11 protein-coding genes are annotated in these 15,586 nt (G+C 67.6%); 7 read left to right on the forward strand and 4 right to left on the reverse strand.

From position 1 onward, the window contains the following. Nucleotides 1–134 precede the first annotated feature (134 nt). On the forward strand, nucleotides 135–2,288 hold the full coding sequence (locus BIU82_RS10265; RefSeq protein WP_070349634.1) for a primosomal protein N': 2,154 nt from the start codon (nucleotides 135–137) through the stop codon (nucleotides 2,286–2,288). 15 nt (nucleotides 2,289–2,303) lie between these two features. Here the strand turns inward: BIU82_RS10265 and BIU82_RS10270 are convergent, their stop codons facing one another. From BIU82_RS10270 to BIU82_RS10285, 4 genes are read right to left on the reverse strand one after another with little or no spacing between them, the layout of a single operon-like run. After that, nucleotides 2,304–3,389, reverse strand: coding sequence for a glycosyltransferase family 1 protein (locus BIU82_RS10270; RefSeq protein ID WP_070349374.1), 1,086 nt, complete (start codon nucleotides 3,387–3,389; stop codon nucleotides 2,304–2,306). Further along, complete coding sequence (locus BIU82_RS10275; RefSeq protein ID WP_070349375.1) at nucleotides 3,386–4,330, reverse strand: alpha/beta hydrolase; 945 nt, start codon at nucleotides 4,328–4,330, stop codon at nucleotides 3,386–3,388. The genes BIU82_RS10270 and BIU82_RS10275 overlap by 4 nt, the downstream gene beginning before the upstream one ends. A 57-nt stretch (nucleotides 4,331–4,387) precedes the next feature. Continuing rightward, nucleotides 4,388–5,266, reverse strand: coding sequence for an aldo/keto reductase (locus tag BIU82_RS10280; protein WP_070349376.1), 879 nt, complete (start codon nucleotides 5,264–5,266; stop codon nucleotides 4,388–4,390). Between the two features lie 45 nt (nucleotides 5,267–5,311). Then, nucleotides 5,312–6,274 (reverse strand): sugar-binding domain-containing protein, encoded by a 963-nt coding sequence (locus BIU82_RS10285; protein ID WP_070349377.1) that lies wholly within the window; start codon nucleotides 6,272–6,274, stop codon nucleotides 5,312–5,314. Nucleotides 6,275–6,408: 134 nt separating this feature from the next. On the opposite strand from BIU82_RS10285, the gene BIU82_RS10290 reads away from it, so the two are divergent. The 6 genes from BIU82_RS10290 (at nucleotide 6,409) to BIU82_RS10315 (ending at nucleotide 15,515) form a co-directional block, all read left to right on the forward strand. Then, the gene (locus tag BIU82_RS10290) at nucleotides 6,409–8,160 is read left to right on the forward strand and encodes a glycerol-3-phosphate dehydrogenase/oxidase (protein WP_070349378.1); all 1,752 of its coding nucleotides are present in this window, start codon (nucleotides 6,409–6,411) and stop codon (nucleotides 8,158–8,160) included. A 156-nt stretch (nucleotides 8,161–8,316) separates the two neighbouring features. Continuing rightward, entirely contained in the window at nucleotides 8,317–9,066 is a 750-nt protein-coding gene (locus tag BIU82_RS10295; RefSeq protein ID WP_070349379.1) for an MIP/aquaporin family protein, read from the forward strand. A 48-nt stretch (nucleotides 9,067–9,114) separates the two neighbouring features. After that, on the forward strand, nucleotides 9,115–10,629 hold the full coding sequence (gene glpK / locus BIU82_RS10300) for a glycerol kinase GlpK (protein ID WP_070349380.1): 1,515 nt from the start codon (nucleotides 9,115–9,117) through the stop codon (nucleotides 10,627–10,629). Between the two features lie 324 nt (nucleotides 10,630–10,953). Then, on the forward strand, nucleotides 10,954–13,482 hold the full coding sequence (leuS, locus tag BIU82_RS10305) for a leucine--tRNA ligase (RefSeq protein ID WP_070349381.1): 2,529 nt from the start codon (nucleotides 10,954–10,956) through the stop codon (nucleotides 13,480–13,482). Between the two features lie 75 nt (nucleotides 13,483–13,557). Further along, complete coding sequence (locus BIU82_RS10310) at nucleotides 13,558–14,553, forward strand: DegV family protein (RefSeq protein WP_070349382.1); 996 nt, start codon at nucleotides 13,558–13,560, stop codon at nucleotides 14,551–14,553. 98 nt (nucleotides 14,554–14,651) lie between these two features. Next, complete coding sequence (locus BIU82_RS10315) at nucleotides 14,652–15,515, forward strand: ComEA family DNA-binding protein (protein WP_070349383.1); 864 nt, start codon at nucleotides 14,652–14,654, stop codon at nucleotides 15,513–15,515. The last annotated feature ends 71 nt before the right edge of the window (nucleotides 15,516–15,586 follow it).

Here is a 15,586-nt window from a genome sequence, read left to right on the forward strand (position 1 = left end):
TCGAACCGGCCGGCCGAAATCCGGCATTGGGCCGTCTGCGCTGAAAATGTCAGTGCCTCTTGCTTTGGTGGAAGCAGCAATGCAAGAGCAGGAGCCGGACCGGCTCAACGGAAAGACGAACGGCGGTGGACATCATGGGAGGCGAAGGCCTGTTTCCGCTGGCCGCTGACGCAGCGGGTGGCGGCAGCCCTGCTGCACGCCAACCGTCGCTGCTGCAAGGATTTCCGGCACAGCCGCCTGCGGGCGGACCGGAAGCGGCCGCTGTGGATCCCGTAGCAGCAGTCCTGATTGAATCGCCGCTCCCGCACCTGGACCGGCCCTTCGACTACAGCGTGCCTGCCAAGCTCGCTGATACCGCGCTGCCCGGCGTACGCGTCAAAGTGCGTTTCAACGGGCAGGAACTCAGCGGCTTCATCCTTGAGCGCAAGGGGTACCAACCCGGCGGACCGGCCCTGGTGCCCCTGCTCAAGGTTGTCTCGGCGGTTCCGGTGCTGGGGCCCTCGCTGCTCACTCTCGCCTCCGCCGTGGCCGAACGCTATGCCGGCACGCTGAGTGACGTGCTGCGTACGGCCATTCCGCCGCGGGTGGCCGGGCTGGAGAAGAGCTACCTCGCGGGCGACGCGCTGCTCGATGAGGCCAAGGACCCGGAAGCCGAGCCTGCCGGAAGCCCTGCTGCTGAAAACCACGCCGCTGGAAATCCTGCCGCCCAAGGCTGGTCGGCCTACGGTAACGGTCCGGCTTTCCTGCAGCACCTCGCATCAGGAGGCTCCCCGCACGCCGTCCTCACAGCGGTGCAGGGGTACGGCCCGGATTCCTGGCCCCGGCTGATTGCTGCCGCAGTCGCGGCCGTGCGTTCTTCTGGCCGCGGGGCCGTCGTCGTGGTCCCGGACCACCGCGACCTCAGCCGCATGGAAGAGGCGCTGCTCGCCGTCCTGCCGGCCCGGGACGTCGCGCGGCTGACTGCCGAGGACGGCCAGACTCCCCGCTACAGGAACTACCTGCGGCTGCTCCGTGGGGATGCCGTTGTGGCGGTCGGCACCCGCTCGGCGGCGTACGCTCCGGTGCGGGACCTCGGCTTGGTGGTGTGCTGGGACGACGGCGACGACCTCCACATCGAGCAACGCGCTCCCTACGCGCACAGCCGCGAAGTGCTGTTGCTGCGCAGCGAACAGGAATCCGCGGCCTGCCTCCTGGCGGCCCACAGCAGGAGCACTGAACTGCAGCGCCTGGTGGGTACCGGCTGGGCCGTGCCCGTGGAAGCACCGCGCCCGGTGGTGCGCAGCAGGACACCACGGGTGCTGAACACGGCGGACAGTTTCGAACAGGAACGCGACCCCCTCGCCCGGATCGCCCGCCTGCCCGGCGCTGCGTGGCGGGCGGCCAAGGACGGCCTGGAACGCGGGCCTGTGCTCATCCAGGTGGCCAGGGCAGGTTACGCGCCCTCGCTGGTCTGCGAAGAGTGCCGGGAACCGGCGCGCTGTACGCATTGCCAGGGCCCGCTGGCCGTCACGGGGCCGTCTTCGCCGCCCCAGTGCCGCTGGTGTTCCACTCCCGCACCTGAATGGCACTGCCGTCACTGCGGCGGAAGGCGGCTGCGGCGCGGTGCTGCCGGCGTGCTCCGCACCGCGGAGGAGTTGGGCCGCGCGTTCCCTGGCAAGACCGTCATCACCTCATCCGGCGACCAGGTCAAAGCCACAGTCGGTGCCGCGCCGGCACTTGTGGTGGCGACCATTGGTGGGGAACCTGTCGCCGAGTCCGGCTATGCGGCCGCGCTGCTCCTGGATGGTGACTCCCTGCTCAGGCGCGAGAACCTGAGGGCGGGGGAGGACACCGTGCGGCGCTGGTTCAATGCCGCGGCCTTGGTCCGTCCCGCTTCGGAAGGCGGACTGGTGGTGGTCACCGCGGATGACGGTACGGCCACCGGTGCCCTGTTGCGCTGGGATCCGGCGGGCTTCGCCGCCCGGGAGCTGGCCCTGCGGCAGGAACTCAAGCTACCGCCCGCGGTACGCCTTGCCTCGGTCACCGGCCAGCGGGCCGACGTCGCGCATTTCACCGATGCCGTGGAAAAGGCGGTGGAGCTGCGCCGCGTCGGTCCCTCGCCACTGTCGCTCTCATCGCTGCGGCCCGCGACGCCGGGCGAAGAACCCGACTTCCGGAGCCTGCTCTTCATTCCGTACGGACAGGCGGCCCAAGCCACCAAGGCGATGCGCGCCATCAAGGCGTCGACGGCGGCGAAGCGCACCGCGGGTCCCGTGCAGTTGCGCCTCGATGGCGTCGACGTACTCTAAGCCGGCTGCCGCCGCTTAGCGGCGCTTCCGGCTCCGGATCGCCACAACTTCTTCGGCCGCCGCGAGCAGTTGCTTCGCGGAGTCTTCCCAGCTGAAGTCGGCGGCGCGTTCCACGGAGCGGCGGGACCGCTTGTTCCAGAACTGCGGGTCCTCCAGTTCCTTGACGGCGCGGGTGAACGCGGCGGGCGACTCCGGGTCCACGTAGCTGGCCGCGTCTGAGCCCACTTCGCGGAAGATCGGGATGTCGCTGGCGATCACCGGCGTGCCCAGGGCCATGGCCTCGACGAGGGGGAGTCCGTAGCCTTCCGCGCGGGACAGGCTCACCAGCGCAGTGGCTTTCAGAAGCAGCGCACTGTATTCCTCGTCGGTCACGCCGTTGTGGAAGCGGACGTCCGCGCCCTCGGGCACCAGTGCCTCAAGCTCCGCCCGGCGCTGGGGCGTGATGCGGCTCAGCAGGTGCAGGGTGAATCCGGGCAGGCCGGCCATGCCCCTGATCATGGTTTCCACGTTCTTGTACGGCATGAACGAGCCCATGTAGAGCAGCGACTTGTCGGCCCCGGCCTCCGGGTTCCGGGGCAGCTGGCCGGGCTGCGGGGCGTTCCCCACGATCCGCACGGGCCGCCTGGTCAGCCGGTACTTGGCCATGAGGGCCTCGGTGGTGTGGCTGATGGTCGCCACGACGTCCGCCCGGTTCAGGAGCACGCGCTGCGGCCAGAAGGCCTTGTGGTACAGGCGCCAAAGGAGCCGGACCGGTGCGGGCAGGAAGCCGGGGGGCGCCGGGTGTTCGTAGTAGATGAGGTCGTGCAGCGTGAGTACCAGGCCGTACTTGCGCCCGAGGGTGCCCATCGTCTGCATGGGGCATACCACCACGTCGGCGCCGAGCTTGTTGACCTCGCGCGCCACGAACAGCTCCAAGGGGGACAGCGGGCTGTTCACGAGCACATGGGGCACATCGGGAAGCAAGGCCAGCTGGCGGGTATCGCTGATCAGCATCGTCACATCGGCGATTTTCGCGGTGGCTGCTATGAGGCTTGAGCCGTAGCGGCTGATCCCGTCGTGGTGGTCGGTCCGGGTAAAGCGGGCGTCGATGACGATTTTCACGCGGGGTGTTCCTCCAGGAAGGTGCGGATGGCGGCTGCTGCGGGCTCCGGTGTTTCGTAATGGATCAAGTGCCCGACGCCGGGAATCACCACGAGCCGCCCATCCGGCAGTGCCTCGAGCAGTTTGTGCTGGGCCGGCAGGGTGGCGATCTCGTCCTTCTCGCCGGCGATGAGCAACACGGGCAGTCGAAGTCGGGAAGCGACCTCTGCCACGTGGTGTGACACCGAGGCCTTGAAGGACTCCAGCAGGCTGTTCCGGTCCGCGAAGGCCGAGAAGTACGCGTCATGCTGGGCGTGGACGAATCCGCGCAGTTCCTTGTCGCGGGTCTTGGCCATGGTTTCGCTCATCACGCGCACAATCAGCCTGTTCCGCAGGATGGCCAGGCCCAGGCGGCGTGGCAGCTTTGCCGATGCGCGGTAGTAGAACACGGCGAGCTTGGTCATGATGCCCTTGGGGCCTTCGAGGGCGGGGGAGGCGATCGGGTTGATCAGCACCAGCGGGTTGATGGCACCGGGGTTGGCCGCGGCGAAGTGGCTGGTGATGATCGAGCCGAAGGAATGCCCCAGGAGGACGGTGTCCGGGCCGAGGCCGAGTGCCGCCATGAAGCGGCTGATGAAGGTCCCGTACCGCTCCACCGTGTGTTCGTCACGGACAAAGGCGTCCGAGCTGCCGAAACCCGGAAGGTCCGGGACGATCACGCGCATGTCCGGCAGCATGTCGACCACACGGAGCAGCCCGTGGTGGTCGCCACGGAAGCCATGGATCACCAGGATGGTCCGGGTGGCGGGTGTTGTGGCGACCGGCTCATAGATCCAGTAGGCCACCGTGCTGCCGTCGAGCTCCAGGTCCGAGGCCCGGGTGCGGCCGGCCAGGGACGCGCTGAAGAAGCCCTCCTGCGGCTCCCGTGCTGCACCTGATGTGCCGGTGTCCACTTGTTCCATGCGTAAAGTCCTCAAACTGTGGGTAGTGCTGGGCTGGGCGTGCGAAGCGGGCAGCGCTCAGTTGACGTTGTCCGGGTGCGACCCGGTCCGGTGATGGCGTTCCAAGGCCGCGATGCCGTCCATGTCTTCGTCCGGAAGCGCGAAGTCGAACACCCGGAAGTTTTCTTCGATGCGTGCGGCCGAACTCGCTTTCGGAATGACGATGTTCCCGAGCTGTACGTGCCAGCGGATGATGATCTGTGCCGGAGTGCGGCCGTGCTTTTCCGCGAGCGCCCGGATGGCAGGGTCCTCAAGGACCTGTCCACGGCCCAGGGGGCTCCACGCTTCGGTACGGATGCCGAGCTGTCCGTGCAGGGTCCGCAGCCTGGTCTGCTGCAGCCACGGGTGGAGTTCGATCTGGTTGACCGCCGGGACCACTTCGGCGGTTTCCATGAGGGCTTCGAGGTGCGCAGGCAGGAAGTTTGAGACGCCGATGGCCCGTACGCGGCCTTCGCGGTACAGGGTTTCCATGGCTTTGTAGCTTTCGCGGAAGAGGCCACGGGCCGGGCAGGGCCAGTGGATCAGGTAGAGGTCCACGTGGTCCAGGCCGAGGCGGGCCATAGAGTCATCGAAGGCCCGCAGCGTGGCGTCGTAGCCGTGGTGGTCGTTCCACAGTTTGGTGGTGACGAAGATGTCGTTGCGGGAGAGGGCGTGGAACTCTTCCCCGGAGCCTCCGGTGCCGCCGTCTTCCGCCGACGGTGCGAGCGCCCGGCCGATTCCCTTGCCCACGCCGGTCTCGTTGCCGTACATGGCCGCCGTGTCGAAGTGGCGGTACCCGGCGGCTATGGCCGTGGACACCAACCCTGCGGCATCGGCCGGCGGGACCTTGTACAGGCCGAACCCCAGCTGGTCGATCAGGACACCGTTGTTGAGGCTGAGCCGCGGCGAGGGTTTCATAGCAAAGACTCTACCCATGCGCCGCGTTTAACCCATGCACTGTGCTCACCCCGCCTCATCGAAACTCACCAGGCGCCGTGCCGTGGCCTCGTCCACGATCAGGTCCGTGGCCAGGCGGGCCGCGAGCGCCCCGCGCAGGCCGTTGATTTTGGATGCGCCGGAAACCACGCAGATGCGCCGGCGCACCTGGCGCAGCTGCGCGTGGCCGGGGCCCGTGCTCCTTTCGTTCAAGGTGATGCCGTCCGAGGAGCCGTCGGCGCGGAAGAAAACGGTGGCGACGTCGCCCACCACGTCGGAATTGGCGAGCAGGCGGAGGTCGTCCTCGTCCAAGTAGCCGCCGGCATAGACATGGCTGGGGTAGGAGGAATCCACGGAACCAACGCCGAAGATGGCAATGCTCATCCGGTCCTGCAGGTCCAGGACGCGACGCACGCTGCGTTCCTTCCACATGGCGGTCTTGGTGGAGGCGTGGTCGAAGAAGGCTGGAACCGGGAACTGCTCCACCCGTGCCCCGTAAGCGAGGCCGAAACGGCGCATGATGTCGCTCGCGTAGGTGATGCCCGTGGTCTGCATGTTCCCGGCTCCGTTGAGCTGGACCACCACGCTGTCGTGGGTGATTTTCCGCGTGAGGTGGCGGCTGACCGCGCTGATCGTGGCGCCCCAGGCAACGCCGATGATCGCGTTCGAATCCACCAGCGGGCCGATGGTGCGGGCGGCCTGCATTGCCACCCGGTCCAGGGTTTCCGCTTCATTGAGGGTGTCCAGTACGGGCACCACGTGGACGTCCACGTTGTACTGTTCGCGGATCATCCGTTCAAGTTCGGGTGCTGAATCCAAGGGGCTGCGGATCTGGATCTGCACCAATCCGGTGTCCCTGGCGGACGACAGGAGGCGGGACACGGTGGAGCGGGAAGTCCTGAGTTCCCGCGCAATTGCGTCCATGGTGAGGTCCTGCAGGTAGTACATCTGTGCGGCCCGGAGCGCTTCCGAGTGACGTGATCGTGGCATCTCACTTCCGTTCTGCACGTTTGTGCAAATAGCTTGATTTCATTTTCCACCATTTCCAAGAATGGGTGTGCAAGGTGCGCCGAAGTGATACGGCGCACAACCCGAGCGTCACAACCCAGCCCAGGAGAGCCATTTTGGGACACACCACGAATTCCCCTTCCGCAAGCGAACGGGCCTCTGTCGCAGCCCTGCGCAGCCGGCCCCAGGCCAAGGTCCTGATCATCGGCGGCGGCATCAACGGCGTCGGCACTTTCCGGGACCTGGCGCTGCAGGGCGTGGACGTTGCCCTCGTCGAACGCGGTGACTTCTGCCAGGGCGCCAGCGGCGCCTCCTCGCACATGATCCACGGCGGCATCCGCTACCTCGAAAACGGTGAGTTCCGGCTGGTGCGCGAGTCCGTCGTCGAACGCAACCGCCTACTGAAGATCGCACCGCACTACGTCAAGCCGCTGCAGACCACCATCCCGATCTTCAGCACCTTCTCCGGCGTCCTCTCCGCTCCCATCCGCTTCCTCACCCACAAGCAGGGCAAGCCGAAGGAACGCGGCGCCTTCCTCATCAAGCTCGGCCTGAGCCTCTATGACTCTTTCTCCCGCGACGGCGGCACTGTTCCGCGCCACCAGTTCCGCGGCCGGGACGCCGCGCTGGCAGAGCTGCCGGCGCTGGATCCCAAGGTGAAGTACACCGCCACCTACTTCGACGCCTCAGTGCACAACCCCGAGCGCCTCACCCTGGACGTACTGCAGGACGGCGCGAAGGCAGGAGCGGTCAGCGGCCTCGCCGGCGGCTCGGCCCGCGCCAGCAACTATGTCTCCCTCGTGTCCATGTCCGACGGCGAAGCCCGGCTTCGCGACGAACTCACCGGTGAGGAATTCACCTTCCAGGCGGACGTCATCGTGAACACCACCGGCGCGTGGGTGGACCTGACCAACGATGCGCTCGGCCAGCCGAGCACCTTCATGGGCGGCACCAAGGGTTCGCACATCGTCCTGGACCACCCGGAACTGCTGGCCGCCTGCAAGGGCCGCGAAATCTTCTTCGAACACACCGACGGCCGCATCGTGCTGATCTACCCCATGGGCGACCGCGTCCTGGTCGGCACCACCGACGTCAACGCCGACATGGCCGAAGACGCCGTCTGCACCGAAGAGGAAATCGACTACTTCTTCGACCTCGTGGGGCACGTTTTCCCGGCGATCAAGGTCGACCGCAGCCAGATCGTCTACAGCTTCTCCGGCGTCCGTCCGCTGCCGCGGCACGACGACACCCAGCCGGGCTTCGTCTCCCGCGACTACCGCATCGAGCGGAGCGTCCCCGGCGGCCCGGGCTCCGCCGTCGTCCTATCCCTGGTGGGCGGCAAATGGACCACCTTCCGCGCTCTCGCTGAACACCTCAGCAACGACGTCCTCGCCGAACTGAAGATGGAACGCAAGGTCTCGACGGCGAAGCTCGCCATCGGCGGCGGCGCCGGCTTCCCGTCCACCGAGGAAGGGGTCCAGGACTGGATCAAGCGCCACATGTCCCCGGGCTTCGGCGCCGACCGCGTCGCCGGCCTGCTGTCCCGCTACGGCACCCGCGCCGAGGCCGTCCTGGACTACCTGAAGGCCGGCAACGACGAACTCCTGCGCTCCACCCATGAACTGAGCGTGCGCGAAGTCCAGTTCATGGCAGAGCACGAACAGATCGGCCACCTGGTGGACGTGCTGATCCGCCGGACCTCCCTGGCCTTCCGGGGCCTGGTCACCGGAGAACTGCTCAACGAACTGGCCGCCGTGCTCGCCGGCCCGCTCGGCTGGGACGACGCCCGCAAGGCGCAGGAAATCCAGCACGCACAGGAAGTCCTCCGCCGCTTCCACCGCGTCACGGTGCACAGCCTGGTGGCTTAGCACCCCCAAAAGCTGTTCGCCGCCGTCGTGCGGGGAACATGGCCGGGGCGTCCGCCGCTCGCGCGGACGGCCCCGGCGCAAGGCCTGCGGCACCCTGCAGGCCTGACGGCCCCAAGAACCCGCGGGGCCGCACCAAATGAAAATGAGGAGTCAAAGATGTCTCTTGGAACTGTGTTCCTGTCCGAAGTGTTTGGCACAGCCATGCTGACCCTGCTGGGCTGCGGCGTCGTGGCCAATGTGGCCCTGAAAGGCACGAAAGGCAACAACGGCGGGTTCCTGATGGTTACGTGGGGGTGGGGCATCGCCGTGTTCGCGGGCGTGTTCGTCGCCGTCAAGTCCGGCGCCCACCTGAACCCCGCCGTCACCCTCGGCCTGCTCGTCAACGGCAAGGCTGAATATGCCCCCGGCGTCGCCGTCGATTTCGCCTCCACCCTGACCTACTTCGGCGGGGAAATGCTCGGCGCCTTCCTCGGTGCGGTGGTGTGCTGGCTGGCCCACAAGCAGCACTTCGATGCCGAACCGGAAGCCGCCAACAAGCTCGGCGTATTCTCCACCGGCCCCGCCATCCGCTCCACCCCGTGGAACCTCGTCACCGAAATCATCGGCACCTTCGTGCTGGTCTTCGTCATCCTGACCTTCGGCGGCACCCCCTCCGGCCTCGGCCCGCTGGCCGTTGCCCTGCTCGTCGTCGGCATCGGCGTCTCCCTGGGCGGCCCCACCGGCTACGCCATCAACCCGGCACGTGACCTCGGCCCGCGCATCGCCCACGCCATCCTGCCCATCAAGGGCAAGGGCTCCAGCGACTGGGCGTACTCCTGGGTTCCCGTCGTCGGTCCGCTGATCGGCGGCGCCCTCGGCGGCCTCGTCGCACTCTGGGTCCCGATCATCGCCACCGCGGCCCAGTAATCTCCCACACCATCCGTCAGACAGCACCAAAAGGACAAGGACGTCACCGTGAACCAGTACGTAATCGCCATTGACCAGGGAACCACCAGTTCCCGCGCCATCGTCTTCGACCACGCAGGAAACATCGTCTCCACCGGCCAGATGGAGCACGAACAGATCTTCCCGCAGGCCGGCTGGGTGGAGCACAACCCGGTGGAAATCTGGGACAACGTGCGCGAAGTCATTGGCTCCGCCCTCTCCAAGGCGAGCCTGACCCGGCACGACATCGCCGCCGTCGGCATCACCAACCAGCGCGAAACCGCCGTCGTCTGGGACAAGAACACCGGTGAGCCGGTGTACAACGCCATCGTCTGGCAGGACACCCGCACCCAGTCGATCGTCGACGAACTCGCCGCCGACGGGGGAGTGGAACGCTTCAAGCAGAAGGTCGGCCTCCCCCTGGCCACCTACTTCTCCGGCACCAAGATCAAGTGGATCCTGGACAATGTCGAAGGCGCCCGCGCGAAGGCCGAAGCCGGCGACCTCATCTTCGGCAACACCGACGCCTGGGTGCTGTGGAACCTCACCGGCGGCCCGGACGGCGGCGTGCACGCCACCGACGTCACCAACGCCTCGCGCACCATGTTCATGGACCTCGAAACGCTGCAGTGGGACCAGGAGATCCTGGACGCGTTCGGCGTGCCGGCCTCCATGATGCCCGCCATCCTGTCCTCCTCCGAGGTCTACGGGCAGGTCCACAGCTCCCAGCTGCTGCGCGAAGTGCCGGTTGCGGGCATCCTCGGCGACCAGCAGGCAGCCACCTTCGGCCAGGCCGCCTTCCAGCCCGGCGAAGCCAAGAACACCTACGGCACCGGCTGCTTCCTGATCTTCAACACGGGCGAAGAAATCGTCCACTCGAAGAACGGCCTGCTCACCACGCTGGGCTACAAGCTCGGCGACGACAAGCCACACTACGCCCTGGAAGGCTCCATCGCCGTCACCGGTTCCCTGATCCAATGGCTGCGCGACAACCTCGGCATGATCTCCACCGCGCCCGAGGTCGAAACCCTGGCGGCAGCAGTGAAGGACAACGGCGGCGTGTACATCGTCCCGGCCTTCTCCGGGCTCTTCGCTCCCTACTGGCGTGCCGACGCCCGCGGCGCCATCGTGGGCCTCACCCGCTTCGCCAACAAGGGACACATCGCCCGCGCGGCACTGGAGGCCACCGCCTTCCAGACCCGCGAAGTGCTCGACGCCGTCAACGCCGACTCCGGCGTTCCGCTCACCGAGCTGAAGGTCGACGGCGGCATGGTCGCCAACGAGGCCCTCATGCAGTTCCAGGCCGACATCCTGGGGGTGCCCGTCGTCCGCCCGAAGGTCGTGGAAACCACGGCACTCGGCGCAGCCTATGCGGCCGGCCTCGCCGTCGGCTTCTGGAAGGACCTCGGCGAGCTGTCCGCCAACTGGGGCGAGGACAAGCGCTGGGAACCGCAGCTTCCGGCCGAGGAGCAGGAACGCCAGCTGCGACTCTGGAAGAAGGCCGTCACCAAGTCCATGGACTGGGTGGACGAGGACGTTAAGTAGTTCCAGCCTCCGGCCTTCGGGGCCGGTGACTCCCGCCCGCCCGCTTCGCGGTGCCCACCACACCATGGCGGGGAGTCACCGGCCCCTTCGGCTGGTTGCGTAGTACCAGCGCCCGGGCCATGGGATTGGTGCGATAGCGCCCGGGCCATGGGATTGGTGCGATAGAGTGTGTTTATGCGTGCGATCCTTCTGCTTAGCTAGCCGCCCGGTACCGGAGTTACCGAGCGGCCGCCCCTCCTTGTCGAGGGGCTTTTGTGTGTCCGGGGATTTCCCTGGGCTGCAGCAGGAGGCCAAACCGCCAAGGAAGAACAGAAGAGGGCAGCAGTGAGCGTTCACCCGGAAACCGAAACCGGAGCAGCACAGGCAGGCACGGCGAACACCCCCGAAGAGGGTGTCTACAGCTTCGCCGCAATGGAGGCCAAATGGCCGCAGGTGTGGGAAGACCTCAAGGTCTTCACCCCCCTCGACGACGGCTCCCGCGAGCGCCGCTACGTGCTGGACATGTTCCCGTACCCCTCCGGCGACCTGCACATGGGCCACGCCGAAGCGTTCGCCATGGGCGACGTCGTTGCGCGCTACCTCCGCCAGAAGGGCTACGACGTCCTGCACCCCATCGGCTGGGACTCTTTCGGCCTGCCCGCCGAGAACGCCGCCATCAAGCGCAACGCCCACCCCAGTGAGTGGACCTACGCCAACATCGACACCCAGGCGGCCTCCTTCAAGCGCTACGCCATCTCTGCCGACTGGTCGCGCCGCCTGCACACCTCGGACCCCGAGTACTACCGCTGGACCCAGTGGCTGTTCAAGCGCTTCTACGAGCGCGGACTGGCCTACCGCAAGGATTCCCCGGTCAACTGGTGCCCCAAGGACCTCACCGTGCTGGCCAATGAGCAGGTCGTCAACGGCGCCTGTGAACGTTGCGGCACCCCGGTCACCAAGAAGTCCCTGAACCAGTGGTACTTCAAGATCACCGACTACGCCGACCGCCTGCTGGATGACATGTCCCAGCTGCAGGGCCACTGGCCCGAACGCGTGCTGGCCATGCAGCGGAACTGGATCGGCCGCTCCGAAGGCGCCCACGTCCGCTTCGTCATCGAAGCCGCCGGCGAGCGCCCGGAGAAGGAAGTCACGGTCTTCACCACCCGCCCGGACACCCTGTACGGCGCAACCTTCTTCGTCGTCGCCGCGGACGCGCACCTGGCACTGGACCTGGTGACCCCCGAACAGCATGACGAACTGATGGCCTACCGCGAGAAGGTCAAGGCCCTCTCCGAAATCGAACGGCAGTCCACCGAACGCGAAAAGACCGGCGTCTTCACCGGCCGCTACGCCGTGAACCCGTTGAACGGCGAGAAGCTGCCCGTATGGGCCGCCGACTACGTCCTGGCCGACTACGGCACCGGCGCCATCATGGCTGTTCCGGCGCACGACCAGCGCGACCTCGACTTCGCCAAGGCCTTCGACCTGCCGGTCCGCGCCGTGCTGGACACCGACGGCGACGATCCCGCCGAGAGCGGCATCGCCACCTCCGGCGAGGGCACCCTGAAGAACTCCGGCGAACTGGACGGACTCTCCAAGGCCGAAGCCATCCCGGCCGCCATCGCCATCCTCGAAAAGCTGGGCACCGGCGAGAAGTTCGTGAACTTCCGCCTGCGCGACTGGCTGCTCAGCCGCCAGCGCTTCTGGGGCACGCCCATCCCGATCATCCACTGCGCCGAATGCGGTGAAGTCCCGGTCCCCGATGACCAGCTGCCCGTCGTCCTGCCCTCCGACCTGCGCGGCGAAGCCCTGGCCCCCAAGGGCACCTCGCCCCTGGCCGCAGCCGCCGAATGGGTCAACGTCGAATGCCCCAACTGCGGCCGCGCCGCCCAGCGGGACACCGACACCATGGACACCTTCGTGGACTCCTCCTGGTACTTCCTGCGCTTCGTCTCCCCGCACTTCACCGAGGGTCCCTTCGACCCGGCGAAGATCAACGAATGGATGCCGGTAGGTCAGTACGTTGGCGGCGTGGAGCACGCCATCCTGCACCTGCTGTACGCCCGCTTCTTCACCAAGGTGGTCCATGACATGGGCCTGCTGGAAGCCAGCGAGCCGTTCAGCGCCCTGCTGAACCAGGGCCAGGTGCTCAACGGCGGCAAGGCCATGAGCAAGTCCCTCGGCAACGGCGTGGACCTCGGCGAGCAGCTGGACAAGTTCGGTGTGGACGCCGTACGCCTGACCATGGTCTTCGCGTCCCCGCCTGAGGACGACGTCGACTGGGCCGACGTTTCGCCGGCCGGTTCGGCGAAATTCCTGGCCCGCGCCTGGCGCCTGGGCCAGGACGTCAGCAGCGAACCCGGTGTCGACTTCGCCGGCGGTGACCGCGCCCTCCGCACCGTCACCCACCGGACCATCGCCGAGGCTGCGGAACTGTTGGACAACAACAAGTTCAACGTGGTCGTGGCCAAGCTCATGGAACTGGTCAACGCCACCCGCAAGACCATCGACTCCGGTGCCGGCGGCGCGGACCCCGCAGTCCGCGAAGCCACCGAAGCCGTCGCCGTGATCCTGAGCCTCTTCGCCCCGTACACGGCCGAAGACCTCTGGAACCTGCTGGGCCACCCGGCTTCCGTGGCCAACGCCGGCTGGCCGGCACATGACGAATCCCTGCTGGTCCAGGAAACCGTCACCGCCGTCGTCCAGGTGCAGGGCAAGGTCCGCGACCGCCTTGAAGTTTCCCCGGACATCGCCGAGGACGAACTCCGCGAACTGGCCCTGGCCAGCGGGAACGTCCAACGGGCACTCGACGGGCGTGGCATCCGCACAGTGATCGTGCGGGCACCCAAACTGGTGAACATCGTTCCGGCCTAGCCGGAAAGGGCCGCCGGCTTCCGGCCGGCGGCCCTTCGCATCTTCCCGTCCGATGCCCGAGCCCAGGAGGTGGCCTTGCCCGACCGCGAACCGCCCGCATGGTTGTGGCTGAAACAGCGTCTGTCCCGGCTGCGCCAGCCGACGACGGCGGGTCGCGCCTCAGGTGCCCCGGCCGCCGTCGTACGCACCGCCGTCGTGACTGATTCCGCCGCTGCGCTGCCCGCCGACTGGGTGAAGGCTTTTGTCGAGGACGGCCGGCTGGCCGTCGTGCCGATGCCGGTGATGGTGGGCGAGGAGATCTTCGGCGAGGGCGAGGACGACATCATCACCACGCTGGCCCTCGCCCTTGCCGCAGGATCTCCGGTCAAGACGTCGCGGCCGTCGCCGGGACAGTTCGAGCAGGCGTACCTCGCCGCTGCGGCCCGGGGATTCGAATCGGTGGTGTCCATCCACATCTCGGCGGAGCTCTCGGGGACCGTGGAGGCCGCCACGCTCGCGGCCGGCCGGGTTCCGATTCCGGTGGAGGTGCTTGATTCCCGGACGGTCGGGATGGCGCAGGGCATGGGCGTGCAAAGCGCCCTGCTCGCCGCGGCGGACGGCCGTGCGGCTACGGCCGTGCGTGAGTTCGCGGAGGAACGGCTCCAGCGGACCAAGGTGTATTTCTATGTGCCCAGCCTCGAGCAGTTGAGGCGCGGCGGGCGCATTGGCGCCGCAGCCTCGCTGCTGGGCACCATGCTGGCCATCAAACCCATCCTCGCGGTCGACGGCGGCAGGATCGTTCCGCTCGAAAAGGTCCGTTCCGCGGCGAAGGCTATCGCCCGGCTCGAGGAGATCGTGGCCGCTGACGTCGCCGCCCGGCCTTCCGGGGAAGCGCGCTTGGCGGTCCACCACTTCGGAAACCTTTCCGAAGCCCAAGGGCTCGCCACGCGGCTGGCCGCGCTGTGCCCGGACATCCCCGAAGCTCAGCTCAGCGCCCTCCCCGCGGTGCTCGGAGCCCACGCGGGCCTTGGCGTCCTCGCCGTCATCGTGGGGGAGAGCAGCACTCCCGGCGCAGCGGCTGCAGCGTCCTAGCCGCCACTCGTCCTCCACAAGGCCGTGGTAAGGGAGTCTTTCCACATAAGCCGTCCCGCGGACGCCGCGGCGGCCGCTGCGATCCTAGGCTCGGAGGCATGCCGCGCCGGAACCATGACCCGCTAGCCGGCGATGCCGCGCGCGCAGCACGGCACCGGCTGAGGGCGCGGCTGGCACCGGAAGAGCCTGCCGACCAGCCCCTGTTGCCGCAGGCCTCCTTTCCGGAACTGCAGGAGGAGACTTCCGACGCCGGGCGGGCTAACGAGCATGACCGCGGGACGGCCCGGTTCCGCTGGCGGGTGCCGTGGCGCGTACCCGCCTTGTTGCTGGTTCCCGTCGTTCTTCTGGGGCTTTGGCTGGGCTGGCAGGCGTGGTCGGGTACGTGGGCCGGAGGGGAACTGCTGCCCTCGGCGGGAACGGAGGTCGTTGGCACTGCGTCCGATGCAGCTGTGGCTGGCGGGACGCCGTCCGCGGACGCCACGGAAGGGCTCGAGGGCAGCATGGTGGTGCACGTCGCCGGGGCCGTGAAGAAGCCCGGAATCGTCCGGCTTCCCGTGGGCTCCCGTGTCTTTGAAGCGATTGCCGCTGCCGGTGGCGCCGTCGATGGTGCCGCGCTGGACAGTTTGAACCTCGCCGCCGTCATCCAGGACGGCGCCAAGGTCCATGTGCCACGTCCGGGCGAGGCGCCGGCCGCGAATGCCGGCGGAGGGAACGGTTCCTCGGGAACCGGGGCGCCTGGTGGCGGCAGCGCAGCCCATAGCGGGGACGGCGGCAAGGTCAATATCAATTCGGCGTCCGTGGAGGAACTGGATTCCTTGCCCAGGGTGGGCCCCGTGCTTGCCGAACGCATCGTTGCGTGGCGCGAGGAACACGGGCCGTTTGCCGCCGTCGAAGAGCTCGATGCCGTGGACGGCGTTGGACCGAAAATGCTCGAAGCATTGCTTCCCTTGGTGACGGTATGAGCCGCGCGGCAGAAGATCCGGAACGGCGGCTCGACCTGAGGCTCGTACCTGTAGCGGCCGTAACGTGGATT

It is taken from the genome of Arthrobacter sp. SW1 (assembly GCF_001766675.1).
Taxonomy (GTDB): domain Bacteria; phylum Actinomycetota; class Actinomycetes; order Actinomycetales; family Micrococcaceae; genus Arthrobacter.

What these genes read in the sequence shown, in the direction of transcription:
- BIU82_RS10315 (WP_070349383.1), top strand. Translation starts at nt 14,652, where the DNA reads ATGCCGCGCCGGAACCATGACCCGCTAGCCGGCGATGCCGCGCGCGCA.
- BIU82_RS10280 (WP_070349376.1), bottom strand. Translation starts at nt 5,266, where the DNA reads ATGAAACCCTCGCCGCGGCTCAGCCTCAACAACGGTGTCCTGATCGAC.
- BIU82_RS10265 (WP_070349634.1), top strand. Translation starts at nt 135, where the DNA reads ATGGGAGGCGAAGGCCTGTTTCCGCTGGCCGCTGACGCAGCGGGTGGC.
- BIU82_RS10275 (WP_070349375.1), bottom strand. Translation starts at nt 4,330, where the DNA reads ATGGAACAAGTGGACACCGGCACATCAGGTGCAGCACGGGAGCCGCAG.
- BIU82_RS10295 (WP_070349379.1), top strand. Translation starts at nt 8,317, where the DNA reads ATGTCTCTTGGAACTGTGTTCCTGTCCGAAGTGTTTGGCACAGCCATG.
- BIU82_RS10285 (WP_070349377.1), bottom strand. Translation starts at nt 6,274, where the DNA reads ATGCCACGATCACGTCACTCGGAAGCGCTCCGGGCCGCACAGATGTAC.